Origin of the sequence: Stenotrophomonas maltophilia (genome assembly GCF_023518235.1) — a bacterium.
GTDB lineage: Bacteria > Pseudomonadota > Gammaproteobacteria > Xanthomonadales > Xanthomonadaceae > Stenotrophomonas.
The window spans coordinates 4,721,727-4,746,715 of sequence record NZ_CP090423.1; the positions used below are offsets into that span (position 1 = coordinate 4,721,727).

The 24,989-nt window shown below is 67.9% G+C and carries 20 protein-coding genes; 17 read left to right on the plus strand and 3 right to left on the minus strand.

The window, feature by feature from the left end:
• Window positions 1-44 precede the first annotated feature (44 nt).
• Window positions 45-1,649, plus strand: coding sequence for a transglycosylase SLT domain-containing protein (locus LZ605_RS21855; protein WP_249843315.1), 1,605 nt, complete (start codon window positions 45-47; stop codon window positions 1,647-1,649).
• Window positions 1,650-1,672: 23 nt separating this feature from the next.
• On the plus strand, window positions 1,673-2,020 hold the full coding sequence (locus tag LZ605_RS21860; RefSeq protein ID WP_249843316.1) for a ribonuclease E inhibitor RraB: 348 nt from the start codon (window positions 1,673-1,675) through the stop codon (window positions 2,018-2,020).
• A 100-nt stretch (window positions 2,021-2,120) separates the two neighbouring features.
• On the opposite strand, the gene asd is transcribed toward LZ605_RS21860, so the two are convergent.
• Window positions 2,121-2,963 carry an archaetidylserine decarboxylase gene (gene asd, locus LZ605_RS21865; protein WP_249843317.1) on the minus strand — a complete coding sequence of 281 codons (843 nt, stop codon included), beginning with the start codon at window positions 2,961-2,963 and terminating at the stop codon, window positions 2,121-2,123.
• A complete protein-coding gene (locus tag LZ605_RS21870) occupies window positions 2,960-3,610 on the minus strand; it encodes an SCO family protein (RefSeq protein ID WP_249843318.1) in 651 nt (216 codons plus the stop codon). Before LZ605_RS21870 ends, asd begins: the two co-directional genes overlap by 4 nt.
• Before the next feature lie 122 nt (window positions 3,611-3,732).
• Between LZ605_RS21870 and prmB the strand changes: the two genes are divergently transcribed.
• The 13 genes from prmB (at window position 3,733) to LZ605_RS21935 (ending at window position 22,087) form a co-directional block, all read left to right on the plus strand.
• Entirely contained in the window at window positions 3,733-4,662 is a 930-nt protein-coding gene (gene prmB / locus LZ605_RS21875; RefSeq protein ID WP_057495420.1) for a 50S ribosomal protein L3 N(5)-glutamine methyltransferase, read from the plus strand.
• Window positions 4,659-5,762: a chorismate synthase gene (gene aroC, locus LZ605_RS21880; RefSeq protein ID WP_107231084.1), complete on the plus strand. Its 1,104-nt coding sequence runs from the start codon at window positions 4,659-4,661 to the stop codon at window positions 5,760-5,762. Before prmB ends, aroC begins: the two co-directional genes overlap by 4 nt.
• Window positions 5,755-6,792, plus strand: coding sequence for a 2-hydroxyacid dehydrogenase (locus tag LZ605_RS21885; RefSeq protein WP_249843319.1), 1,038 nt, complete (start codon window positions 5,755-5,757; stop codon window positions 6,790-6,792). The genes aroC and LZ605_RS21885 overlap by 8 nt, the downstream gene beginning before the upstream one ends.
• An 89-nt stretch (window positions 6,793-6,881) precedes the next feature.
• Entirely contained in the window at window positions 6,882-7,910 is a 1,029-nt protein-coding gene (locus LZ605_RS21890) for an aspartate-semialdehyde dehydrogenase (RefSeq protein WP_249843320.1), read from the plus strand.
• 138 nt (window positions 7,911-8,048) lie between these two features.
• Window positions 8,049-10,052, plus strand: coding sequence for a FimV/HubP family polar landmark protein (locus LZ605_RS21895; RefSeq protein ID WP_249843321.1), 2,004 nt, complete (start codon window positions 8,049-8,051; stop codon window positions 10,050-10,052).
• A gap of 26 nt (window positions 10,053-10,078) precedes the next feature.
• A complete protein-coding gene (locus LZ605_RS21900) occupies window positions 10,079-10,441 on the plus strand; it encodes a VOC family protein (RefSeq protein ID WP_107231080.1) in 363 nt (120 codons plus the stop codon).
• 32 nt (window positions 10,442-10,473) lie between these two features.
• A complete protein-coding gene (truA, locus tag LZ605_RS21905; RefSeq protein ID WP_249843322.1) occupies window positions 10,474-11,244 on the plus strand; it encodes a tRNA pseudouridine(38-40) synthase TruA in 771 nt (256 codons plus the stop codon).
• Window positions 11,241-11,897: a phosphoribosylanthranilate isomerase gene (locus LZ605_RS21910; RefSeq protein ID WP_006458876.1), complete on the plus strand. Its 657-nt coding sequence runs from the start codon at window positions 11,241-11,243 to the stop codon at window positions 11,895-11,897. Before truA ends, LZ605_RS21910 begins: the two co-directional genes overlap by 4 nt.
• Before the next feature lie 166 nt (window positions 11,898-12,063).
• Complete coding sequence (locus LZ605_RS21915) at window positions 12,064-12,735, plus strand: OB-fold-containig protein (protein WP_249843323.1); 672 nt, start codon at window positions 12,064-12,066, stop codon at window positions 12,733-12,735.
• A complete protein-coding gene (locus LZ605_RS21920; RefSeq protein WP_249843324.1) occupies window positions 12,735-14,753 on the plus strand; it encodes a hypothetical protein in 2,019 nt (672 codons plus the stop codon). Before LZ605_RS21915 ends, LZ605_RS21920 begins: the two co-directional genes overlap by 1 nt.
• An 85-nt stretch (window positions 14,754-14,838) precedes the next feature.
• A complete protein-coding gene (locus tag LZ605_RS21925) occupies window positions 14,839-20,229 on the plus strand; it encodes a DNA repair ATPase (RefSeq protein WP_249843325.1) in 5,391 nt (1,796 codons plus the stop codon).
• The gene (locus tag LZ605_RS21930; RefSeq protein WP_249843326.1) at window positions 20,226-20,933 is read left to right on the plus strand and encodes a hypothetical protein; all 708 of its coding nucleotides are present in this window, start codon (window positions 20,226-20,228) and stop codon (window positions 20,931-20,933) included. The genes LZ605_RS21925 and LZ605_RS21930 overlap by 4 nt, the downstream gene beginning before the upstream one ends.
• Window positions 20,934-20,977: 44 nt before the next feature.
• On the plus strand, window positions 20,978-22,087 hold the full coding sequence (locus tag LZ605_RS21935; RefSeq protein WP_249843327.1) for a toxic anion resistance protein: 1,110 nt from the start codon (window positions 20,978-20,980) through the stop codon (window positions 22,085-22,087).
• Window positions 22,088-22,105: 18 nt separating this feature from the next.
• On the opposite strand, the gene LZ605_RS21940 is transcribed toward LZ605_RS21935, so the two are convergent.
• On the minus strand, window positions 22,106-22,990 hold the full coding sequence (locus LZ605_RS21940) for a LysR family transcriptional regulator (RefSeq protein ID WP_249843328.1): 885 nt from the start codon (window positions 22,988-22,990) through the stop codon (window positions 22,106-22,108).
• Window positions 22,991-23,087: 97 nt separating this feature from the next.
• Here LZ605_RS21940 and trpB point away from each other — a divergent pair, with 97 nt between their 5' ends.
• Window positions 23,088-24,305, plus strand: a complete 1,218-nt coding sequence (gene trpB / locus LZ605_RS21945; protein ID WP_107231077.1) for a tryptophan synthase subunit beta — start codon at window positions 23,088-23,090, stop codon at window positions 24,303-24,305.
• Window positions 24,302-24,988, plus strand: coding sequence for a hypothetical protein (locus LZ605_RS21950; RefSeq protein WP_249843329.1), 687 nt, complete (start codon window positions 24,302-24,304; stop codon window positions 24,986-24,988). Before trpB ends, LZ605_RS21950 begins: the two co-directional genes overlap by 4 nt.
• Window position 24,989 lies beyond the last annotated feature (1 nt).

The following is a 24,989-nucleotide window of genomic DNA, read 5'->3' on the forward strand; positions in this document are numbered from 1 at the left end:
CGGCGCCGCTACTCTGCCTGCCTGTTTCGCACACAGTGCCATCAATGCCCGTTCCTGTCCTGATTTCCCGTGGTTGGCCGCTGCTGGCCCTGGCCGGCCTGGTTTCCCTGGCACCCGACGCCCATGCACAGCGGGTTTCGGCCCGGGACAAGGTCAAGGTGGATGCGCTGCAGCAGCGCATGGCCGCCGCCGAGAAGCGCTACAGCGACGCCCTGCTGCGGGTCGCCAACGCCGACCCCAAGGGCAGCAACGAGGCCGACGCCGCGCTGGAGGACATGGAAGACGTCCTCAACGACTGCGTGAAGCAGAAGGGATGCCAGATGGGCACCCTGCTGGCCAGTTACAAGCGCCTGCTCAAGCACGATGCCGACGCTGCAGCCGGCGATGACGTGGCCGACGAGGGCGGTGACCGCCTGGAAGCCGACCCCGACCATATCGGCCCGCTCACCGCCGACGTGCCCGAGGCGGCCCGCGCCGCAGCGCTGTTGAACGACAAGCGGCACGCCTTCGACACCATGGTCGAATACAACCCGGCGGTGCAGGCTGGCATCCGCCGCTGGCTGACCGACATGCGCCCGGCGCTGCTGACCAGCTACGAGAACTACCAGAACCTGCGCGCGGTGATGTGGCCGGAATGGGAAAAGCGCGGCCTGCCCGAAGCGCTGCTGTTCGGCATCATGGCCAAGGAATCCAACGGCCGCGTGCATGCGTCTTCGCGCGCCGGCGCGGCGGGCCTGATGCAGTTCATGCCGGCCACCGGTCGCCGTTTCGGCCTGGGCCCGGACGGTACCGGCTTTGACACGCGCTTTGATGCACGCAGCGCCGCCGAGGCCAGCGCCAGCTACCTCAACGAGCGCCTGCGCGAACTGAACAACAATGTGGAAATGTCGGTGGCCGCCTACAACGGTGGCGAAGGCCGTGCCGCGCGCGTGTTCAAGCAGAGCGGTGGCCAGAGCTTCTGGACCGACAGCGTCTACAACCAGTTCCCGGGCGAGACCAAGGACTATGTGCCGATGGTGATCGCCGCAGCCTGGATCTTCCTGCACCCGCAGCAGTACGGCGTGGAGTTCCCGAAGATCAGTGCGCAGCCGGCCACGCTGCGCCTGGCCAAGTCCACCACCATCTACGAACTGACCATCTGCCTGGGCAGCCACGGCACCCGCGATGGCTACATGCGCGCACTGCGCAACCTCAACCCGCGTTATGAGGCCGACGGCTGGATTCCGGCCGGCACGCTGATCAACGCCACCACCCGCATCGCCGGCCTGTACCAGCGCAACTGTGTCAGCGGCCCGCGCGCCGATCTGGCGCGGACCCTGATCACCGCCGATCTGAACGCGGCGATCGTGCGCCCGACTGCGGCCAGCTACACCGGCAGCGTGGCGGTGGGCGGCGTGGTGCCGGTGGCCGATGCCGCAGCGTCGACCAGCGTGCCGACCACACCGGTGGCCACGGTGGCGACGCCGCGCCCGGCCGCACGCCCGAAGCCGGTGCGCAGCCACAAGGTGGGCAGGGGTGAGACCCTGGGCGCCATCGCCGCCAGGTTCCAGTGCGACGTGCCGACCCTGGCGCGCGCCAATGGCCTCAAGGCGCCGGCCTACAGCCTGCGCCACGGCCAGACGCTGAAGCTGCAGGGCTGTGAAAAGTAATTCCCTCGACCTCTGGAACCCGCATGGACCTTGAAGCCACCCGCAACCTGTTTGCCAACCTCCGCGAAAACACCGACTGGGATATCAACGGCCCATTGCTGTGGGGGTACTTCTTCGTCCACTCCAGCGCAGCGCCGCTGCAGGCCCTGGCCGAGCATCTGCAGGCCCAGGGCTACAGCTTCGTCGACCTGTTCGAGCAGGAACCGGAAGAAGGTGACGCGCCGTTCCATGTGCTGCATGTGGAGCGCGTGGAGATCCACGACGAGGCCTCGCTGGACCGCCGCAATCAGGAATTCGCGGCGCTGGCCGCCGAACATGGCGTAGAGGACTACGACGGCATGGACGTCGGACCGGCCCCGGCTCTGCAATAACGCGCGTACCGGTAGTGCCGGTCGCTGGCCGGCATTCAGTGTCTACGAACCCGGTAGTGCCGGCCGCTGGCCGGCTTTCCGTGCCCCGGCAAGAGCCAGGTCAGCGCAGCCTGGCCAGCGCCTGACCCAGCTGCACCGGGCTTTCGGCGCCCAATTGCGGGGCGAACTCGGCCACGCCCGGCGGCAGCAGCACGATCACCGTCGAGCCGTAGTTGAAGCGCGCCATCTCGGCGAAGCGCTCCAGCACGATGCCCTGGCCGCGGTAATCCTTGCGGGTGATGCGGTCGCCGTAAGCGGGAATCTCCTCGCCACTCCAGACCGTTTCCACGCCCGACACCAGCAGCGCCCCCACCATCACGCTCACCATCGGGCCGAAGCTGGTATCGAAGTGGCAGACCAGGCGTTCGTTGCGCGCGAACAGGCGGGGCACGCCGTTCACTGCCGCCGGACCGACGCTGAACAGGCGGCCGGGAACGTGCACGGTTTCGCGCAGGGTGCCGGTCCACGGCATGTGCACGCGGTGGTAGTCGCGTGGCGACAGGTACACCGTGGCGTACAGGCCGTCGTTGTACGGCTTGGCGTCCTCATCGCTGCCCAGCAGCTCGGCGGCGGTGAACGATTGGCCTTTGGCCTGGAAAATGCGGCCGGCCTCGATCTTCCCCAGCTGACTGATGCGGCCGTCGGCCGGCATCACCAGGCTGCGCGGATCGGCATCGGCCGCCCGCGCGCCCGGCTTCAGTGCACGGGTGAAGAACTGGTTGAACGTGGCGTAGCTGCGCGGGTCCGGGTTGGCCGCTTCGTCCAGGTTGACGTTGAACTTGCGGGTGACCGTGTCGATCAGCCAGCGCGACACGCGCGGATCGTCCGAGTACGCCAGCGAGCGCGCCATCGAGGACAGCAGGCGATGGGGCAGGGCATACGTCAGGGCGGTGGTGAGGCTCATGGGGCGGTTTTCTCGGTCAGCTTCTGCAGGTCGCGGGCGATCGCCGGCGCGTTGAACGGGGGGCGTACCAGGCCGGCCAGGCGGCCCTGCGGGTCGAGCACGGCCAGGCTGGCCGAATGCTCGACGGTGTAATCCTCGGGGTTCTCGTCGAAGTGCTTGCCCGGCACCTTCTGGAACACGAAGCCCAGCGAGGTGGCAAAGCGCTCCAGCGAAGGAATGTCGGCGGTGGCGGCCAGGGTGTCCTTGTGGAAGCCGTGCACGTACTCGCCCAGGCGGGTGGCGCTGTCGCGGTCCGGGTCGACCGAGATGAACAGCACGCGCGGGCGCAGCGTGTCGGGCAGGGCTTCCCACTGGTTCTGCGCGCTGGCCAGTTCGGCCAGGGTGGTCGGGCAGACGTCCGGGCAGAAGGTGAAGCCCAGGAACACCAGGGTCCAATGGCCCTTCAGTTCGCCCGGAATCAGGCGCGTGCCGTCGGACTGGGCCAGGTTGAAGTCGGGCAGTGCACGCGGCTGCGGGTACAGCGTGATCGCTTCGGTGGCCGGGGCGTTGGCCGGCGGCTTCGGCGCGAACACCTGCTGGGCGGCCAGCAGGCCCAGGCCTGCCGCCAAGGCGATCAGCAGGATGATGCCGGCGTTGCGATTGAACATGGGGTCCCCCGCGCGAAATGGGCTCCACTATACCGGCTGCGGCCTGATCGTTTCCTCAGCAACGGATGCCGGCGCCGACGCCAGCCCCTATAATCGGGGGCCACTTTGCCCGCAGTACCGCCATGACCGCTGAAACGGCCGCCGAACTCCACACGATCATCGATCTGATCCGCTACGGCACCAGCCGTTTCAATGAAGCCGGGCTGACCTTCGGGCACAGCTACGACAACGCCCTGGACGAGGCCACCCAGCTGGTGCTGCACAGCCTGCACCTGCCGCACGACCTCGGCCCGGCCTACGGCCAGGCGCGCCTGCTGCAGGCCGAGAAGCTGCGCGTGCTGGAGCTGTTCCAGCGCCGCATCGACGAGCGCATTCCGGCAGCCTACCTGACCGGCGAGGCCTGGTTTGCCGGCCTCAGCTTCAAGAGCGATGCGCGCGCCCTGGTGCCGCGCTCGCCGATCGCCGAGCTGATCGAGTGCGGCTTCGAGCCGTGGCTGGCTGGCCGCGATGTGCACCGCGCGCTGGACCTGTGCACCGGCTCGGGCTGCATCGCCATCGCCATGGGCCACTACTACCCGAACTGGGAAGTGGACGGCGTGGACCTGAGTGATGACGCGCTGTCGCTGGCCGAAGAGAACAAGGAGCGCCTGCAGGCGCACAACGTCAGCCTGATCAAGTCCGACCTGTTCAGCGGTCTGACCGGTCGCCACTACGAGCTGATCGTCACGAATCCGCCCTACGTCACCAACGACGAGACCGATGCCCTGCCGCAGGAATACTCCTACGAGCCGGAAATGGGCCTGCGTGCCGGTGATGACGGCCTGGACCTGGTGCTGAAGATCCTGCGCGACGCCCCGCTGCACCTGAGCGAAGACGGCCTGCTGATCTGCGAAGTGGGCGAGTCCGAACAGCACCTGATCAAGCTGCTGCCGGAAGTCGACTTCTCCTGGATCGAATTCAAGGTCGGCCAGATGGGTATCTTCGCAGTGGAGTGCCGCGAGCTGATCGCGCACAGCGCGCGCATCACCGAACTGGCGGCGCAGCGCCCGTGAGCTCCAATTCGTTCGGCAAGCTGTTCACCGTCACCACGTTCGGCGAGTCGCACGGGCCGGCCATCGGCTGCGTGATCGATGGCTGCCCGCCGGGGCTGGCGCTGGACGCGGCCGAATTCGCCCACGACCTGCAGCGTCGTGCCACCGGCAAGAGCCGGCACACCTCGGCGCGGCGCGAGGCCGACGAGGTCGAGATCCTGTCCGGTGTGTACGAGGGGCTGACCACCGGCACCCCGATCGCGCTGCTGATCCGCAACACCGACCAGCGCAGCAAGGACTACGCCAACATCGGCCAGCAGTTCCGTCCGGGTCATGCCGACTACAGCTACTGGCACAAGTACGGCATCCGCGATCCGCGCGGTGGTGGCCGCTCTTCGGCGCGCGAAACCACCATGCGCGTGGCCGCCGGCGTGGTCGCCAAGAAGTGGCTGGCAGAACGCTTCGGCGTCACCGTGCGCGGCTACCTGTCACAGCTGGGCGAAATCCGTCCGGCCGGTTTCGACTGGTCGGCGGTGGAAGACAACCCGTTCTTCTGGCCGCACGCCGAACAGGTGCCGCAGCTGGAGGCGTACATGGATGCGCTGCGCAAGTCCGGTGACTCGGTCGGTGCGCGCGTGGACGTGGTGGCCGACAACGTGCCGCCGGGCTGGGGCGAACCGATCTACGGCAAGCTCGATGGCGACCTCGCCGCCGCGCTGATGAGCATCAATGCAGTGAAGGGCGTGGAGATCGGCGATGGCTTTGCCAGCGCTGCGCAGAAGGGCACCGAGCACCGTGATCTGCTGACTCCTCAGGGCTTTGCCAGCAATCATGCCGGCGGCATCCTCGGCGGCATTTCCACCGGCCAGCCGGTGGTCGCCTCGATCGTCCTGAAGCCGACCTCCAGCCTGCGCCTGCCGGGCCCATCGCTGGATACCGCCGGCAACGTGGTCGAGGTGGTCACCACCGGCCGTCACGACCCCTGCGTCGGCATCCGCGCCACCCCCATCGCCGAGGCGATGATGGCGCTGGTGCTGATGGATCAGGCACTGCGCCATCGCGCGCAGTGCGGCGATGTCGGCACGATCACCCCGCGCATTCCCGGGCGCATCGATGGCTGACACGCGGCCGACGGTGTGGGTGAGCCAGCCGCTGATCGACGCGGCCATCGCGCCGCTGCGCGATCGCGTGCAGCTGCGCGTCACCGACACCGTTACCGCCTGGTCGCCTGCGCAGATCGCCGAACAGCTGGCCGGCGCCGATGGCGCGATCATCACCCTCAACGAGCGCATCGGTGCGGCCCAGGTGGCCGACGCTGCGCAGCTGCAGGTGATCGCCAATGTCGGCGTCGGCTATAACAATCTGGATGTCGATGCGCTGAGCGCCGCCGGCATCCTTGCCAGCAACACGCCGGACGTGTTGACCGAGACCACGGCCGATCTTGGTTTCGCGCTGCTGATGGCCACTGCGCGCCGCATCACCGAATCCGAGCGCTGGCTGCGCCAAGGGCAGTGGCAGCAGTGGTCGTTCCAGACCATGCTCGGCGCCGACATCCACGGCAGCACGCTGGGCATTCTCGGCATGGGCCGCATCGGCCAGGGCATCGCCCGCCGTGGTGCCCACGGTTTCGGCATGAAGGTGCTGTACCACAACCGTTCGCGCCTGCCGGTCGAGACCGAGGCCGCGCTCGGCGCATCCTACGTGGACCTGGACACGCTGCTGGCACAGTCCGACCACCTGCTTACCGTGCTGCCGTACACCCCGGCCTCGCATCACATCATCGATGCGGCGGCGCTGGCGAAGATGAAGCCCTCGGCCACCCTGGTGAACATCGCCCGCGGTGGCATCGTTGACGAGCTGGCGCTGGCCGATGCGCTGGCCAACGGCCGTCTGGCTGCCGCCGGTCTGGACGTCTACGAGGGCGAACCGGCGGTGCGCCCGGAACTGCTGGCGCTGCGCAACGTGGTGCTGACCCCGCATATCGGCAGCGCCTCGCTGGCCACGCGTACGGCGATGGTGCAGCTGGCCGTGGACAACCTGCTGGCCGGCCTCGGTCTGGCCGGTGACGCGGCGCATATGCCGAGCGCGATCAACGCGGACGCGGCCCTGGCTGCGCGCGTGACCCTGGGCAAAAAAACCGGCAAACGATAGGGAACCTCCGCGCGTCCCGCTTGAGGAGGTTCCCCGAACCCAGCTGTCGTGCACGATTTTCCCATTCCCGTTTTCGTGAGAGTTCCCCCATGAGCAATGCACAGCGCAGTTTCCACGTCGCCATCGTCGGCGCCACCGGTGCGGTCGGCGAGACCATGCTGGCCATCCTGGCCGAACGTGATTTCCCGGTCGGCACCCTGAGCCTGCTCGCTTCGGAGCGTTCGGCCGGTGGCGAAGTCGAGTTCAACGGCCAGAAGATCAAGATCCAGGACCTGGCGACGTTCGATCCGAGTGGTGTCCAGATCGCCCTGTTCTCGGCCGGTGGCAGCGTGTCCAAGGAGTACGCGCCGAAGTTCGCCGCCGCCGGTGCGGTGGTGATCGACAATTCCTCGGCCTTCCGTTACGACGATGACGTGCCGCTGGTGGTGTCCGAGGTCAACCCGGACCAGATCGGCAACCGCCCGCGCGGCATCATCGCCAACCCCAACTGCTCGACCATGCAGATGCTGGTGGCGCTGGCGCCGCTGCACCGCAAGTACGGCATCGAGCGTATCAACGTCTCCACCTACCAGTCGGTGTCCGGCGGCGGCCGTTCGGCGCTGGAGGAACTGGGCAAGCAGACCGGCCAGCTGTTGAGCTTCCAGGAGATCGATCCGCAGCGCTTCCCGGTGCAGATCGCCTTCAACCTCATCCCGCATATCGACGACTTCCAGGACAACGGCTTCACCAAGGAAGAGATGAAGCTGGTGTGGGAAACCCGCAAGATCCTCGGCGACGACAGCATCCTGGTGAACCCGACCGCCGTGCGCGTGCCGGTGTTCTACGGTCATTCCGAGTCGGTGGCGATCGAGACCCGTGACAAGGTCACCGTGGCCGAGGCGCGCGCGCTGCTGGAGCAGTCGCCGGGCATCGAAGTGGTGGATCGCCACGAAGCCGGTGGTTACCCGACCCCGGTCACCCATGCCTCGGGCACCGACGCGGTGTACGTTGGCCGTATCCGTGAGGACCTGTCGCACCCGCGCGGCCTGAACCTGTGGATCGTGTCGGACAATGTGCGCAAGGGTGCAGCGTTGAACGCCGTGCAGCTGGCCGAGCTGGTCGCCGCCGAAGCGCGCTGATCACTGCGGTAGTGCCGGCCGCTGGCCGGCATTGCCTTCAATGATGGGCATGTGGTGCTGCCGGCCAGCGACCAGCAGTGCCGAAGGCTCGCCATCGGTGGGTGCGGACCCCGGTCCGCACGCTTTATAGTGTCGCCCATGAATAAACGGGCCAAGGGCGCGAAGCGTCCGCTCACCTATCTTTCCGCTGCGCTGCTGGCCCTGGCCAGCAGTTCGGCGCTCGCCCTCGGTCTGGGCGACATCCGTGTCCTGTCCAAGCCCGGCCAGCCATTGCTGGCCGAGATCCCGGTGGTCTCGGCCGACCCCTCCGAGCTGGAGAACCTGCGCGTGGCGCTGGCCTCGCCGGTCACCTTCGAACGTGTCGGCCTGCAGCGGCCCAGCGGGCTGGTCAGCGAGCTGCAGTTCGAGCTGACCCGCAATGCGCAGGGCAGGGCGGTGGTGCGGGTGACTTCGCAGGCGCCGGTCGAGGCCCCGTCGTTGAGTTTCCTGATCGAGGCCGACTGGGGCCAGGGCCGGCTGGTGCGCGAGTATTCGGCGCTGGTTGACGCGCCGGCCAGTGCGTTGGCCGTTGCCGAACCGGAGATTGTTGCCCCGGCAGGGACCCTGTCCAACACCATCGCCCGTGAGCCAGCCCCCACGCCGGCTACCCAGGCCGAACCGGCCCGTGCAGCGGCGGCGCCGGCAGCATCGCGCTCGGCATCGGCATCGGCATCGGCATCGATTGCGGCCGATGGCAGCCTCACCGTGCAGCGCGGCCAGACGCTGTCGCAGATCGCCGCCACGGTCGCGCGCGGCAGCCAGGTCAGCCGCGATCGCGCGATGATCGCGCTGCTGCGTGCCAATCCGGAGGCTTTCATCCGCGGCAACGTGAATCTGCTCAAGCAGGGCGCGGTGCTGCGCATGCCGGGTACCGATGCAGTGGCCGCGATCGACGCAGGCGAGGCCGCCGCGCTGGTGCGCGAGCACACCGCGCAGTGGCGCCAGGCACGTACCGTGCCGCAGCCCGCCGGCACCGTCGCACCGGTTGCCAAGGCAGCCGCAGCAGACGCTTCCTCCCCGGCTGCGGCCAACGGGGCACGACTTGAAATCGCCCCGGCGCTGGCCTCCGACGCTGCGCACGCGGGCACAACCACCGGCACTGGTGCCGGCAGCGAGGGTGACATGCTGGGCAACGAACAACTGCGCCAGGCCCGCGAGGACATCGCCACCCGCGATGCCGAGATTGGTGAGCTGAAGCAGCGTGTGGCCGATCTGGAAAAACTGAAGGAACAGCAGCAATCGCTGATCGCGATGAAGGACAACGACCTGGCCGCCGCACAGCAGCGGTTGGCACAGGCTCCGGAATCGCGCGACGCGGCCGCCCCGTGGTACTGGCTGGGCCTGCCGGTACTGCTGCTGGCGGCCGCCGCGGCTTGGCTGCTGCGCCGTCGCAAGCCGTCGCCGCTGCCGCCGCTGCGCGAAGAAGACGATGCCGCCGGTCTGGCCGCAGCGGTACCGGCCGGTGCGGCGCTGGATACGCTGGCCGAGCAGTCCTCCTGGTCGTCGGCGGTGGCCGACGGAGGCCGCCACGAGCCGGCGATGCCGGCCTGGGCGACCGAGGCCGAGGTGCAGGACGAGGTGGGCGGCGAACCGGTCGCCGGCACCGCTGCTCCGGCCGAATGGCAGGCGCAGACGCTGCGCGATGACGAGGTGGTGGAACTGCCTGCGGCGGTGACCGATCTGCCACGCTGGGACGAGCCCGTGGCCGCACAGGACGACGGGGTGCCGGTTGCATCCGTGCTGGATGAACCGGACGCGCCGGCGGCCCCCGTTGAGGTGGCGGTACCGGATTACGCGCTGCAGGCCGAACAGCAGCCGCAGTTCCGCGGCGTGTTTGATCTGCCGGCCGAGGCGCAGGACAACGCGCATTCCAGCACGGCGTTGCATGAGCTGCCGGCCGGGGCCGCGCACGAAGACGTCGCCGTACCGGGCAGTGATGCCGGCTGGTCGCCACGCGCCGGCCAGGAGCGGCTGGAGCTGGCCATCGCCTATCTCGACCTGGGCGATGCGCAGACCGCCCGCATGCTGCTGCAGGAAGTGGCCGAAGGCGGCGACCTGCACTGCCAGAACCAGGCACGCGAACTGCTGGCCCGTCTGCCGTGACCGATTCCGCCAACAAGGACCCTGCCATGAGCCGCGAGCGCCGCATCGACTACGTTGAATTCGCCTCCCGCGATCCGGCGGCCAGCCGTGCCTTCTTCGAGAAGGTGTTCGGCTGGTCGTTCGTCGACTATGGCAGCGACTACACCGCCTTCGACGATGGCCGCCTGCAGGGCGGGTTCTTCCGCGGCCAACCTGCGCAGGCCAGTGAAAGCGGCGCGCCGCTGCTGGTGCTGTACGCCGACCAGCTGCTGCCGGTGCAGGCCGCAGTGAGCGCCGCCGGCGGCGAGATCGTGCGCGCGGTGTTTTCCTTCCCGGGGGGCAGCCGCTTCCAGTTCGTCGAGCCCGGTGGCAACGAACTGGCGGTCTGGTCGGAACGCGATCCGGCCTGAGCGCCGTCCCATCTGCAACATCGAGGTAGCACATGCGTTACGCGCTCGGCGTCGAATACGACGGCAGCGATTTCAGGGGGTGGCAGAACCTGGGAGAAGGTGGCCCCAGCGTGCAGGCCAGCCTTGAACAGGCCCTGTCTTCGGTGGCCGATGCGCCGGTGCAGGTGGTCTGCGCCGGTCGCACCGATGCCGGTGTGCACGGCCAATGCCAGGTCGTGCATTTCGATACCGGGGTGGTGCGTGATCCACGTGCCTGGATGCTGGGCACCACCACCCGCCTGCCGCGTTCGATCGCGGTGCGCTGGTGCGTGCCGGTGGCCGACGATTTCCACGCCCGCTTCTCGGCGCGTGCGCGGCGCTACCGCTACCGCCTGCTCAACCGCGAGGTGCGGCCGGCGCTGGATCGGCAGACCCTGAGCTGGGAGCGCCGGGCGCTGGACGAAACCCTGATGCACGCTGCCGGCCAGGCCCTGCTTGGCGAGAACGACTTCAGCGCGTTCCGCTCCGTGCAGTGCCAGGCGCTGCACGCGCGCCGCGAGCTGCAGTCGCTGCAGGTCAGCCGCCACGGCGAGGTGATCGAGGTGGCTGTGCAGGGCAATGCATTCCTTCATCACATGGTCCGCAATATCGTCGGTTCGTTGATCCTGGTGGGCAGCGGCGAGAAACCGGTGGACTGGATCGCCGAACTGCTGGCCGGGCGCGACCGTACCGTAGCCGGTCCCACCGCACCGCCACAGGGCCTGGTGTTCCTTGGGCCTCTGTACCCCGACAACTGGCATCTGCCCGCCGAGGTCACGCTATGAGCCGCTCCTACTACCGTACGCGCATCAAGTTCTGTGGCATGACCCGTGCCGGCGACGTCCGCCTGGCCGGTGAGCTGGGCGTGGACGCGGTGGGTTTCATCTTCGCCCGTGAAAGCAGCCGCCGGGTCGCCCCGGCCGAGGCGCGCGCGATGCGCCAGGCGATCGCGCCGATGGTCGATGTGGTGGCCCTGTTCCGCAACAACAGCAAGGAAGAGGTACGCGAGGTGCTGCGCACGGTGCGGCCGACCCTGCTGCAGTTCCATGGCGAGGAAGACGAGAGCTTCTGCCGCAGCTTCAACATGCCCTACCTGAAGGCCATTGCCATGGGCGGGCGCGAGGAGGTCAACGCGCGCACCCTGCAGCTGCGCTATCCCAGCGCGGCCGGTTTCCTGTTCGACAGCCACGCCCCGGGCGGCGGTGGCGGCACCGGCGTGGCCTTCGACTGGGGTCGCATCCCGACCGGGCTGCACCGGCCGTTCCTGCTGGCCGGCGGGCTGAACCCCGACAACGTCTACGATGCCGTGCTGGCCACGCTGCCGTGGGGCGTGGACGTCTCCAGCGGCATCGAACTGGAGCCGGGCATCAAGGATGGCTACAAGATGCGCACCTTCGTCGAGGAAGTGCGCCGCGCGGACTGCACGGTTCTGGAGTGATTGGCGTCACTATTCGTCGTCATCTACCACCGGATTTGAGCCTGCACGCATTCTTCACATAGGATGGTCCTCAGCGCCTGCCGTGAAGGCAGGCGCGAGGATCGACGGGGCGCGTTCTGCGCGTCCCGAACGGGCGACCGCCGCCCTCAGCCCAGGAAGGCAAGCGATGCAGGAATTCCTCACCGTGGTGTTTTGTTTCCCGACCCTGCCGTACAGCATCGTGCTGGCGGTAGCGCTGGTCTATTGGGGGCTTGCCGCGTTTGGCCTGGTGGATGACGGATTCGGCGACCTCGGCGCCGACGGCGCGCTGGACGGCGGCAACGATCTCAGCGGCCTGTCGGCCCTGCTGCAGCGCTTCGGCCTGGGCGGCGTGCCGGTCATGGTCGTGGTCACCCTGCTGGGTTTCTTCGGCTGGGCCTTGACCTACTTCATCCATCTGTTCGTACTGTTGCCACTGCCGGACCTGCTGCGCTGGGGGTTCGGCGCGCTCGTGGCCGTGCTCGCTCCACTGCCGGCGATACCGCTGACGGCACTGCTGCTGCGCCCGATCCGTCGGTTCCTGCTGCGCCTGCGGCCGGTGGCCCAGACCTCGCTGCTGGGGCGTATCGGCGAGGTCGCCTCGCCGAAGGTGGACGCGCGCAGCGGCCACGCCACGGTCGACGACGGTGGCGCCGGGCTGGTCCTGCAGGTTCGCAGCGACATCGAACTGCAGCGTGGCGAGCGCATCGTGCTGGTAGAGCACGTGGCCGAAAAGCACTACTACCGGGTGGTCCGCGCCGACGCGGTCGCCCTCGATTTCCAGGACAACCTGCTTCCGGGCAACAAGGAGAATCACTGATGACGTTGGCAACCATGGCCCCCTTCCTGATCGGCGTGGCCGTCCTGCTGGTCGGCCTGCTCGGCCTGGCCGGGCTGTTCAAGGCCTTCTACCGCAAGGTCGACCAGGGTGTGGCCCTGATCGTCAACGACATGAGTTCCACGCCGAAGGTGCACTTCACCGGCGCACTGATCATCCCGGTGCTGTACCGCGCCGAGCTGATGCGGATCAGCCTGATCACCCTGCAGATCGACCGCCGCGGCAAGGAAGGGCTGATCTGCCGCGACAACATGCGGGCCGACATCGCCGTGGCCTTCTACCTGCGGGTCAATGAGACCCAGGCCGACGTGCTGCGCGTGGCCAAGGCCATCGGCGCCGACCGCGCATCCGACAAGCATGCCGTGGACGAGCTGTTCAACGCCAAGTTCTCCGAGGCGCTGAAAACTGTCGGCAAGAAGTTCGACTTCACCGAACTGTTCGAGAAGCGCCAGGAATTCCGCGACGAGATCATCGCGGTGATCGGTAACGATCTGAACGGCTATGTGCTCGAAGACGTGGCCATCGACTACCTGGAACAGACGCCGAAGTCGCTGCTGGACCAGTTCAACATCCTCGATGCGCAGGGCATCCGCAAGATCACCGAGCTGACCGCTGCGCAGAATGTGGTGACCAACGAGCTGGAGCAGAACGAGAAGCTCGCCATCACCAAGAAGAACGTGGAGGCACGTGAAGCGCTGCTGGCGCTGGAGCGCCAGCAGGCCGAAGCCGAGGCGCGCCAGAAGCGCGAGATCGAGACCATCCGCGCGCGCGAGGAAGCCGAGACCGCCAAGGTGCAGGAAGAACAGCGCCAGCTGTCCGAGAACGCGCGCATCGAAGCGCAGCAGCTGATCGAGATCCGTGACCAGAACCGCCTGCGCGAGGTGGAAGTGGCCGAACAGAACCGCCAGCGCGCGGTGGCCATCGAAGCCGAGCGCGTCGAGCGCGCCCGCCAGCTGGAGCAGGTCACCACCGACCGCGAAGTGCAGCTGCAGGGCGTGGAGCGTGACAAGGTGGTCGAGCAGGGCAAGATGGACGTGGCCAACATCACCCGCGAACGCATCTCCATTGACAAGACCGTGGCGCAGGAAGAAGAGCGCATCAAGGAAGTGCGCGAGGTCTCCGAGGCCGACCGCCAGAAGCAGGTGCTGATCCTGGAAGCCGAAGCCAAGGCGCAGGAATCGCTGGTGCGCGAAGTGAAGGAGGCGCAGGCGCGCGAAACCGCGTCCAAGCACCGTGCGGTGGAACTGACCACGCTGGCCCAGGCCGAGCACGAAGCGGCCGGCAAGCAGGCCGAAGCCAAGCGTCTGCTGGCCGACGCGCTGCGTGCCGAACAGGCCGCACCGGGCCTGGCCGAGGCGCAGGTGCGCGAGGCCTCGGCACTGGCCATCGAGAAGGTCGGTATTGCCGAGGCGCGCGTGATCGAAGCCAAGGCCGAAGCCAGCCTGAAGCAGGGCAGCAACGAGGCCCGTGTGCTGGCCGAGACGCTGCAGGCGCAGGCCCAGGGCGAAGAAAAGATGGGCCTGGCGCGTGCCACGGCCACCGAATCGCTGGGCAACGCCGAGGCCGGTGTGGTACAGAAGAAGCTGCTGGCCGAGGCCGAGGGCCTGGTGCGCAAGTTCGAGGCGATCGCTTCGCTGAGCGACCAGGCGCGTGGCCACGAAGAGTTCCGCATGATGCTGGACAACAGCCTGAAGCAGGCGCTGGCCTCGATCGAGGCGGGCAAGGAAGTGTCGCGCGAGAACGCCAACGTCATCGCCAGCGCACTGCGCAACGCCGACATCGATCTGGTCGGCGGCGACGGCGGCATGTTCGAGAACCTGGTCAAGGCCGTGTCACTGGGCAAGTCGATCGAAGGCTTCGCCGGCAAGAGCCCGATCGTGCAGGAGCTGATGCAGCGCTACCTGGGCGTGGCCGTGGCCGAGCCGGCACCGCGGCAGATCGCCGAGGACGCCGAAACGGTGCCGACCGTGTCGGCTACCGTGCTCGACAGCGCCCGTTGATGCATCGGGCGGTGGCCGCTGTGACCACCGCCCGCCCGCGCCGGCCGCACCCGCGACCGTCCGCCCGTGAGCCGGAAGCCTGCTGATGTCTCAAACCCAACCGACCGCCGAATCCACCGCAGCGGAGGCCGGCGCCACCAGCGTCGACCAGGCCGTTGCCCAGGGCGGTGCCTACGAAGTCCTGCGCCGCCGCCTGGCCGAGCAGGGCCAGCGCCTGCAGGGCCTGGCCGAAACGCTCAACCGCCAGCGCCTGACCGAGTTCGGCGACAGCCGGCTGGAAGTGGTCGGGCGTTTCCGCATCCGCAGCGAGAACAACTGCGTCGGCCGTGACATCGTGCAGGTGGGCCCGGACCGCCTGCTGTTCGGCTACAACGTGTTCATCGGGCTGAAGACCCAGACCCGCATCGAGGATGTGTTCGGCCTGTACCGGCTGGTGCAGGGCGACGACGGCTACGATGTCGCCGCGCTGGAGCTGAAGGGCAGCTTCCTCGACCAGCCGGGCTTCGTGCACGATTTCAATGAGCTGTATGCCTACTACAAGCATGCACGCCTGTTGCAGCTGATCGTGGTGGGCGACAAGCTGCTGGCCTCGTTCCAGATCGGCGAGCGCAGCAGTGACGTGCGCGTGTTCCGCTGGGCGCTGTCGCGCGATGGCGAACTGACCTATCTGGATGCGCGCGGTGAGCGCGATATCGCTTTGCCGCCGCCGTTCGACTTCGAATGGACCAGGGCGACCCGCGACCTGGCGGTCAATGGCCGCCATTCGCACCTGAACATCCTCGACACCCTGTTCGTGGAAACCACCGGTGGCGACCTGACCATCAAGGTCGAGAACAACACCGAAACCGGGCAGGGCATCTACAGCGAACCAGTCGAGGACAGCACCCAGTCGCTGGACGACGCCCAGTTCGAGTTCGCCCGGGTCGGTTCGCTGGTGCTGCTGAAGGTGCTGCCGTATCGCGAGACGGAGTGGCGCGGCCTGATCTACAACACGCTGACCGGCGGCATCGTGCGCAACGATGCGATCGTGCAGGCCTGCGTGCAGCTGCCCGAAGACCACGGCGTGATCTTCCCGGGTGGCTATTACCTGCAGGGCGGCGAGCACAAGGCGTTCGACGCCTCGATGGCCGGCATGCAGTTCAAGCGCAGCATCCGCTCGCCGAACGGCGAGGACGTGCTGTACATCTTCTACGAGCGCGAAGGCGGGCGCTCGGCACTGTTCGTCTACAACACCATCCAGCGCGTGCTGCAGAACCCGGTGTTCGGCCATGGCTACGCCTTGATGCAGGACGGGCGCATGGTGCTGTTCCATGCCGAGGGCAGCGAACCGACCCGCATCCATCCGATGCAGGTCTGGCAGACCCCGTTCAGCAGTGACGAGTTTGCCGCCAGCCGGCCGCCCGGCAACACCTTCATGGGCCGCATCGGCAACGCCGAACTGGTGCGCGGCATCTCCAACCTGTTCAACCTGGCACGTGAGATTGAAGGCCAGGACGTGTCGGTACAGCGCTACCAGCGCCTGGTCGCCGACACCCGCAGGCTGTTCGACGCCCACCACTGGCTGGGCGACGAGGCCTGCGATGGCGCCGAGGTGCTGCTGCGACAGATCAGCGCCACCGGCGAATCGGTGCTGGACGAATACGAGAAGGTGCAGTCGATCCGCCAGCAGTCGGCGCAGGCGATGGTCGAGGCCGAGGCCGCGCACAAGGCGCTGCTTGGCCGGCTGCAGCCGCAGAACTGTGATGAAGTGCAGGCCTTCGTCGAGGCGCTCAATGCGATCGCTGCCTTGCGTGGGCGGCTGCTGACCATCCGCGAGCTGCGCTACATCGACACCGCGCGCATCGAGGCGATGACCGCCGAGCTGGTACAGGCGCAGGACCGTGTTGGCGCCGCCACCGGTGAATTCCTCGCGGGCGAGGCCGCACTGGCGCCGCTCACCCTGCGGCTGCAGGCGCTGGATGAAGCCGCCCAGCAGGCGCAGAGTGCCCGCCAGCTGGACGAGCAGCTGGAAGGGCTGCGTGGCATGGCCGCCGACCTGGACATGCTGTCCGAGCTGATGGCCGGGCTGAAGGTGGACGATGCCACTGCCCGAACCCGTGTGGTCGAGTCGATCTCGGTGCTCTATGGCCGCCTCAACCAGGCCCGCACACGCGCTGATCAGCGCCGCCGATCGCTGGGCTCGGCCGAGGCCGTAGCGCAGTTCGCCGCACAGTTCGCACTGTTTTCGCAATCGATCACCAGTGCGCTGGCCCTGGCCACCGACCCGGAGCGCGCCGACGAACAGTTGTCGCGCCTGCTGGTGCAGTTGGAAGAGCTGGAGAGCCAGTTCGGCGAGCATGAACAGTTCCTCGGCGACATCCTGAGCAAGCGCGAGGAACTGGTCGAGGCATTTGATACGCACAAGCAGGCCTTGCTGGACGATCGCCAGCGCAAGGCGCGTTCAGTGCTCGATGCGGCCAATCGCATCCTTGACGGCCTGGCCAAGCGCACCGAACGCTTTGCCAGCCCTGACGAGCTCAACGCGTTCTTCGCCGGCGATCCGTTGATCCTCAAGCTGCGTGAGCTGGCCGAACGCCTGCGCACCTTGCATGACAACGTCAAGGCCGACGACATCGAGGCGCGCCTGAAGGGCGTGCGCGACCAGGCGGTGCGCCAGCTGCGCGACCGCAGCGATCTGTACGAAGCCGGTGGCAATGTGGTGCGGCTGGGGCCGCGGCATCGTTTCAGCGTCAATACACAGGCACTGGATCTGACCCTGCTGCCGCGCGGCGATACGCTGGCCATCCATCTGACCGGCACCGATTTCCTGGAAACCCTGCACGACCCGGAACTGGACGCGCTGAAGCCGTTCTGGCCGGTCACGTTGGATTCGGAATCCGAAGCCATCTACCGCGGCGAGTACCTGGCCGGCTGCCTGCTGCGCACGGCAGAAGCGGGGCGCGACGGGCTGGACCTGCCCCAACTGCTGCACGACGCCGCCGAACCGGAGGCCCTGGACCAGCGCGTGCGTGCGTTTGCCGCGCCGCGTTACCGCGAGGGCTACGAGCGTGGCATCCACGACCACGACGCCGCGCTGATACTGCGTGCGCTGTTGCCGTTGCAGCAGGCCGCCGGTCCGCTGCGGCATGCGCCACGGGTACGCGCCCTGGCCCAGGTGTTCTGGGCCGCGCTGCAACGCGACGATGCTGTCGCGCAGTGGCCCAGCCGCCAGGCCGGCGCTGACACCATTGCCCGTCTGTTCGGATCCGACGAGGGCCGTCAGGCGCTGCGCGTCGAAATGGCCAAGGCCCTGCACGACTATGCGCAGGCGCAGGCCCTTCCGTTCGATGCCGACATGGCCGCCGATGCGGCCGCCTATCTGGCCGATGAACTGCGCGATGGTGACCCGGTCTTCAGCATCAGCCGACATGCGCAGGCGCTGTTGGATGCCTTGTCCTCACGGTTGGAGCAGGCCGGTCAGCGCGATGCTTTCGAACGCGCGCTGCAGCGCAACCAGGATCCGCTGGCCACGCGCTGGGCCCTGGCCGGGCAGTGGCTGCGTGCGTTGGCCAGCCTGCCGGCCCAGGCTGCGCACGCTGGTTACGTCGACGAAGCCGCCGCGCTGCTGCTGGTGCAGCGGCAGCTGCGCACGCGTGCCAGCGAGGCCACGCTGCGCGCCGAGGTGAAGGGGCTGCTGGGCGAGCACCCGCGCATCCAGGGCGGCACGCTGGTGCTGACGCTGGACGATTTCCAGTCGCGGCTGCAGCATCATCTGCAGCGCTTTGTGCCCTCCTTCCATGCCTACCAGAGCGTGCGCCAGGGCATCATCAGCCGCGAGCGGCAGGCCCTGCGCCTGTCCGAGTTCAAGGCGCGTCCGCTGTCCTCGTTCGTGCGCAACAAGCTCATCAATGACGTCTACCTGGGGGTGATCGGCGACAACCTGGCCAAGCAGATGGGCACGGTCGGCGAGAACAAGCGCAGCGACCTGATGGGCCTGCTGATGATGATTTCGCCGCCAGGCTACGGCAAGACCACGTTGATGGAATACGTGGCGCATCGCCTGGGCCTGGTTTTCATGAAGATCAACGGGCCGGCGCTGGGCCATGAAGTGCGCTCGCTCGATCCACAGCAAGCGCCCGATGCGACCTCGCGGCAGGAACTGGAGAAGCTCAACCTGGCGCTGGAGATGGGCAACAACACCATGCTGTATGTCGACGACATCCAGCACACCCATCCCGAGTTCCTGCAGAAATTCATTTCGCTGTGCGACGGTACCCGCCGTATCGAGGGCGTGTGGCGTGGCCGCACCCGCACCTACGACATGCGCGGCAAGAAGTTCTGCGTGGTCATGGCCGGTAACCCGTATACCGAGTCGGGTGAGGTGTTCAAGATTCCGGACATGCTGGCCAACCGTGCCGACATCTACAACCTCGGTGATGTGCTGGGCGGCATGGAAGCGGCGTTCACCCTCAGCTATATCGAGAACAGCCTGACCTCCAATCCGGTGCTGGCGCCGCTGGCCACCCGTGACATGGCCGACCTGTACGTGCTGGTTGATCGCGCGATGGGCAAGGAGGTCTCGACCAACGGCCTCAGTCACGCCTACAGCAGTGCGGAGATCAACGAGATCACCGCCACCCTGCAGCGCATGCTGCGCGTGCGCGACGTGGTCTACCGGGTCAACCAGCAGTACATCGCCAGTGCCGCACAGGACGATCGCTACCGCACCGAACCGCCGTTCCGCCTGCAGGGCAGCTACCGCAACATGAACAAGCTGGCCGAGAAGATCTCGCCGGTGATGAACGAAGAAGAGCTGCAGCAGCTGATCTCCGACCATTACCTGGGCGAGGCGCAGCTGCTGACCACCGGCGCCGAGGAGAACCTGCTGAAGCTGGCCGAACTGCGCGGCGTGCTGGATGATGCGCAGGCCCAGCGCTGGGCACAGATCAAGCGCGATTTCCTGCGCAACAAGGCCATGGGCGCCGACGACAGCGACGTCGGTGGGCGAGTGGTTGCGCAGTTGGCCGACATCGCCACGGCCCTGCAACAGCCACCGCCGGCGCAGGAAGCCATCGCCGTTGCGGCACCGGTGCCGTGGCAGGCGTTGCTGGAGGCCTTGCAGCGCATTTCTGAAACACGTCAGCCCTCTGCCACGTCGGCGTCGATCGCGGCGGCTCCGGGCGTGCCGGCCACGGTCCTGGCCGAAGACCTGCAGGCCGGCCTGGCACCGTTGGTCGAACTGTTGGCGGCATCGCAGGCGCAGCAGGTACAGGTGTCGCAGACCTTGGCCGCGTTCGCCGGCTGGGCGCGGCAGCAGGTCGAGCATCGTGGGCACGGTAGTGGGGTGCCGCAGCGTGCACGCGTTCGCCGTGCCACGACGCCGGAAGAACGCGCACTGGACGAGGCCTTGATGCGCCACTTCTACGGCGAGTCGCTGCCACCGGAAGACGCTGAAGGCAGCGCGGCATCGAGCCCACAGCCGCCGCCTCTGCCGTGACCGCACCGGCGACACTGCCGTCACCGGTGTTGCCGGACACGGCCGATATCGCCGTGCTGGCTGACTACGGTACGCCACTGCTGCAGGCGCTCACCCAGCGCGCCGCTGGCGTGCCCTCGGTTGCAGGCGAAGGCCTGGTGGCCGCGTTGGCACGCATTGCCCTGGCACTCCAGGCCGGCAACCCTGCGCAGATCCGGCGCCAGGAGAGCTGGTGGGGGCGCCTGCTTGGGCGCGATGTCGACCGTGAGGCGGAAGGGCGTGCGCTGCAGTCGCAATTGGGCGTACTGGCCCTGCAGGCGCGCGAGCAGGCCCAGCACCTGCAACAGCATCAGCAGGCCCGAGCCTTGGCCATCACCGAGCGTGCAGAGGCGGCCACGGCATTGGACGCCTGGGTCGAGCTGGGCGTATCACGGCTGGAGCGATGTGATGCGGCCGGCCAGGCCGCGCTGTCGCAGCGGCTGGATCACCTGCGCCGGCTGGCTGCGCTGCATCGTGTCGAGGCCGCTCAGTGGCAGCTGCTGCAGGACCAGGACGCGGTGCTGCTGCAGCGCTTCGCGCGCATCCACGATGTTCTGCTGCCGGCCTGGCGACAGGCCGCTCTGGCGAAGCAGGCCGGTGCCGGTGCCGCCCTGGCCGCGAGGGCCAGCACACTGCACGCCCAGATTGATGACGAGGTGGCGGCGGCTCAGGCTAGACTGCCGTGAGCCGGCCGCCGTTGCCGCATACCCAACTGCAAGGAGACTGCCCGATGACCCAGGACAGCCAGACCCCCGCTGCGCTCATGCCCGGCACGACGACCGCCGCTCCGCTCGATGAGGGCGCACTGCAGGCCCTGGGCCTGGGCCGCGAGGATCTGCCTCGCATCGCCGAGATCCGCATGGAGCTGGACGATCTGCGACCGGGCAACCTGCAGGTGTTCGGGCGTGAAGCCGCCACGCGCACGGCGGCGTTCTCCAGCCAGTTGCTGGACCAGGTGCGCAACCGCGACCTGGACGCCAGTGGCGAGAAACTGGGCGAAGTGGTGCGCATCGCGCGCAGCCTGAAGCTGGACGGCTTCGCGCAGAGGTCGAAAGTGCCGGTGATCGGTGGCCTGATCGATCGCCTACGCGTATCCAAGGGCGAGCTGGTACAGAAGTTCAGCGATACCAACGCGCAGATCGAGCAGTTGCTGGGCGATGTCGGCGTGCAGCAGACGTTGATGGCCAAGCGCGTGGGCGAGTTCGACCGCATGCATGACATCGTCCGCGAAGAGCGCCATGCGCTCGGCCTGTATGCGGCGGCGGGCAAGCAGCGGCTGGCGGAACTGCAGGCCGAGCAACTGGCTGGGCAGGGCAGTGAGGATCCGCAGCAGCGCATCCGCCAGGGCGAGATCGACAATGCGATCCGGCTGATCGACAAGCGCGTGTCCGACCTGCAGCTGATGCAGCATGCTGCCGATCAGTCGCTGCCGATGATCCGGTTGATCCAGGCCAACGCGCTGCAGCTGATCGAGAAGTTCAATGCCGTCCGCGACATCACCATTCCGTCGTGGAAGCGCCAGTTCGCGATCCAGCTTTCGCTGGGAGAGCAGAAGGCGGCGGTTGAACTGTCCACGGCCATCGACGATGCCACCAATGAGCTGATGCGCCGCAATGCCGACCTGCTGCGCCAGGCATCGGTGGATACCGCGCGCAGCAACCAGCGTGGGGTGATCGACGTTGCCACGCTGCGTCATGTGCACGACCAGCTGATTGCCACGGTCGAGGAAGTGCGCAGCATCCATCGCGAAGGCATGCAGCAGCGCCAGCAGGCCGAAGTCGAGCTGTCGCGCCTGCGCGAAGATCTGCAGCAACGCCTGGCCGCACCCACCGCGCCGTAGCGTTGAGCAGACTCGACGCTACAGCTGCCCCACCAACCAATCGGCCAGGGCATCGACCCGCGCATCCAATGGGCCATCGGGCCGGGCCAGCACCCAGAAGCCACCGGTAGCAGTGAAGCCCCAAGGGGCCACCAGCCGGCCCGCGGCCAGGTCCTGGGCCACCAGTGGCTCGGGCGCAATGGCCGGGCCCAGCCCGGCTACCGCTGCTTCCAACAGGTAGTAGAGGTGATCGAAGGCGGTGCCCAGCTGCAGCTTCGACGCATCCAGATCATGCGCCTTCGCCCATGCCGGCCACGCCTGCGGCCGTGAGCGGGTGTGCAGCAGCGTCTCCTGCAGCAGCACCGAGGGGGGCCCGCTGCGCAGGCGCTGCGCGGCCGGATGGGAGGGCGCGACCACCACGCCCACCCGTTCCGGTGCCAGCTCATGCACCTGCCAACCGCGCGGCCACGGCCCCTGTGCCAGCAGCAGCACCGCGTCCAGCGCCGCCTGCGCCTCGGTGAAGCTGCCGTCCAGCGCCGACCATTGCAGGCGCACGCCGGGCAGGGCCGCCTGCAGTGCAGGCAGGCGCGGGATCATCCAGCGTGCCAGCACACTGCCACTGCAGCCCAGCACCAGCGCTGGTGACGCCGCAGGCCGCCGCAGTTCACGCACACAGTCTTCGATGCGACCGAACGCCTCACCGCACGCGGCGTGCAGTTGGGTGCCGGCGGCTGTCAGGCGCAGGCCACGGCCGGCACGCTGGAACAACGCCAGGCCCAGGTGGTCCTCCAGCAGCTTCAGCTGCCGGCTGACCGCACCGTGGGTGACGTGAAGGTCCTGCGCGGCACGGCCGACACCGCCCAGGCGCGCGGTGGCCTCGAACGCCCGCAGCGCGTTGAGCGGCGGAAGCGATGAGCTGCTCATGTGAGATTTCCTGACGGGATGCGCCAGATAATATCCATTTTCCGGTCACGACCCGTGCGCTAGAGTATCCACCTGTCTCGAACCAGCGGTCGCTTCCATGTCAGCTTCCCCCATTGCCGACTTCCATGCCTTCCCGGATGCCCAGGGTCACTTCGGCCGCTACGGTGGCAGCTTTGTCGCCGAAACCCTGGTCGGCCCGCTGCAGGAACTGGCCCAGGCCTATGACCAGGCCCGCCAGGACCCTGCCTTCCAGCAGGCCTACGACCGCGACCTGGCCCACTACGTGGGCCGGCCGAGCCCGATCTACCACGCCCAGCGCCTGAGCGACCATGTCGGCGGCGCGCAGATCCTGCTCAAGCGCGAAGACCTGAACCATACCGGCGCGCACAAGATCAACAACACCATCGGCCAGGCGCTGCTGGCGGCGCGGATGGGCAAGAAACGCATCATCGCCGAGACCGGCGCCGGCCAGCACGGCGTGGCCAGTGCCACGGTGGCCGCACGGCTTGGCCTGGAGTGCGTGGTGTACATGGGTGCCACCGATATCGAGCGGCAGAAGATCAACGTCTACCGCATGAAGCTGCTCGGCGCGACGGTGGTGCCGGTCACCTCCGGCTCGGCCACCCTCAAGGACGCGCTCAACGAAGCGATGCGCGACTGGGTGACCAACGTGCAGGACACCTTCTACATCATCGGCACCGTGGCCGGCCCGGACCCGTACCCGCGCATGGTGCGTGACTTCAACGCCATCGTCGGCCGCGAAGCGCGCGAGCAGATGCTGGCCGAGTATGGCCGTCTGCCCGATGCGATCACCGCCTGCGTCGGCGGCGGCAGCAACGCGATCGGGCTGTTCCATGCCTTCCTCAACGATCGCCAGGTCGAGATCGTGGGCGCCGAGGCGGCCGGCGATGGCATCCACACCGGTCGCCACGCCGCGTCGATCGCCGCCGGCCGCCCCGGCGTGCTGCACGGCAACCGCACCTACGTGCTGTGCGATGACGATGGCCAGATCATCGAGACCCACTCGGTCTCGGCGGGCCTGGATTACCCCGGCGTCGGCCCCGAACACGCTTTCCTGGCCGATACCGGCCGTGCGCGCTACCTCGGCATCACCGATGAGGAAGCATTGCAGGCCTTCCACCTGCTGGCGCACACCGAAGGCATCCTGCCGGCGCTGGAATCCAGCCATGCGCTGGCGCAGGCGATCAAGCTGGCGCGTGAGCGCCCGCGCGACCAGATCGTGCTGTGCAACCTGTCCGGCCGTGGCGACAAGGACGTGCACACCATCGCCGCGCGCGAAGGCCTGGTGCTGTGAATTCGATGCTGCGCCACGGCGGCGCGCTGGTGCTGGCGGTGGGGTTGGGGGGATGCACGCCGCCCGATCCGCCGGTGCTGGCACCTGCGCCGGCCGCACCGGCGGCGATTGCGCCGGCGCAGCGCCCGGCCAGCAACGACGACATGGCGCATCGCCCGATCGATGACGCCCCTGCGCCGGTGGTCCCCCCGCAGGCCGATGAGGACAGCGCACCGGCGGTGGTCTCGGTGGCCCTGGACCATGCCGGTGAGGTGCTGATCGGCCAGCGGTTCAGCGAAGTTGAAGCGGAGGGCACCTGGCATTCGGCCGGGCTGCACGAGGCCACGCAGGGGCGCTGCGAATACTACGAGCGCGGCACGCTGCCGGAAGGCGTGGCGATGATGGTGCAGGACGGCGACGTGGTTCGTTTCGACCTGGCCCCGATCGATGATTCCGGGCAGGTGGTGGTGCAGCCAGGTCCGTTCGGCCTGCGCCTGGACATGCCCCGCGCGCAGGCACTGCAGCTGCTGCCGTCCGGTGTGACCGCCCAGCCCTATGGCGACGACCCGGAAGCCGGAGAGAGCCTGCTCTGGCAGGACCCCGGTTCGGACCTGGCGATCCGCGTGGAGATCGTCGATGGCGTTGTATCGAGAATGTACTGGGGCGCCAGCGGCGCCGTTGACCTGATTGAAGGATGTACCTGAC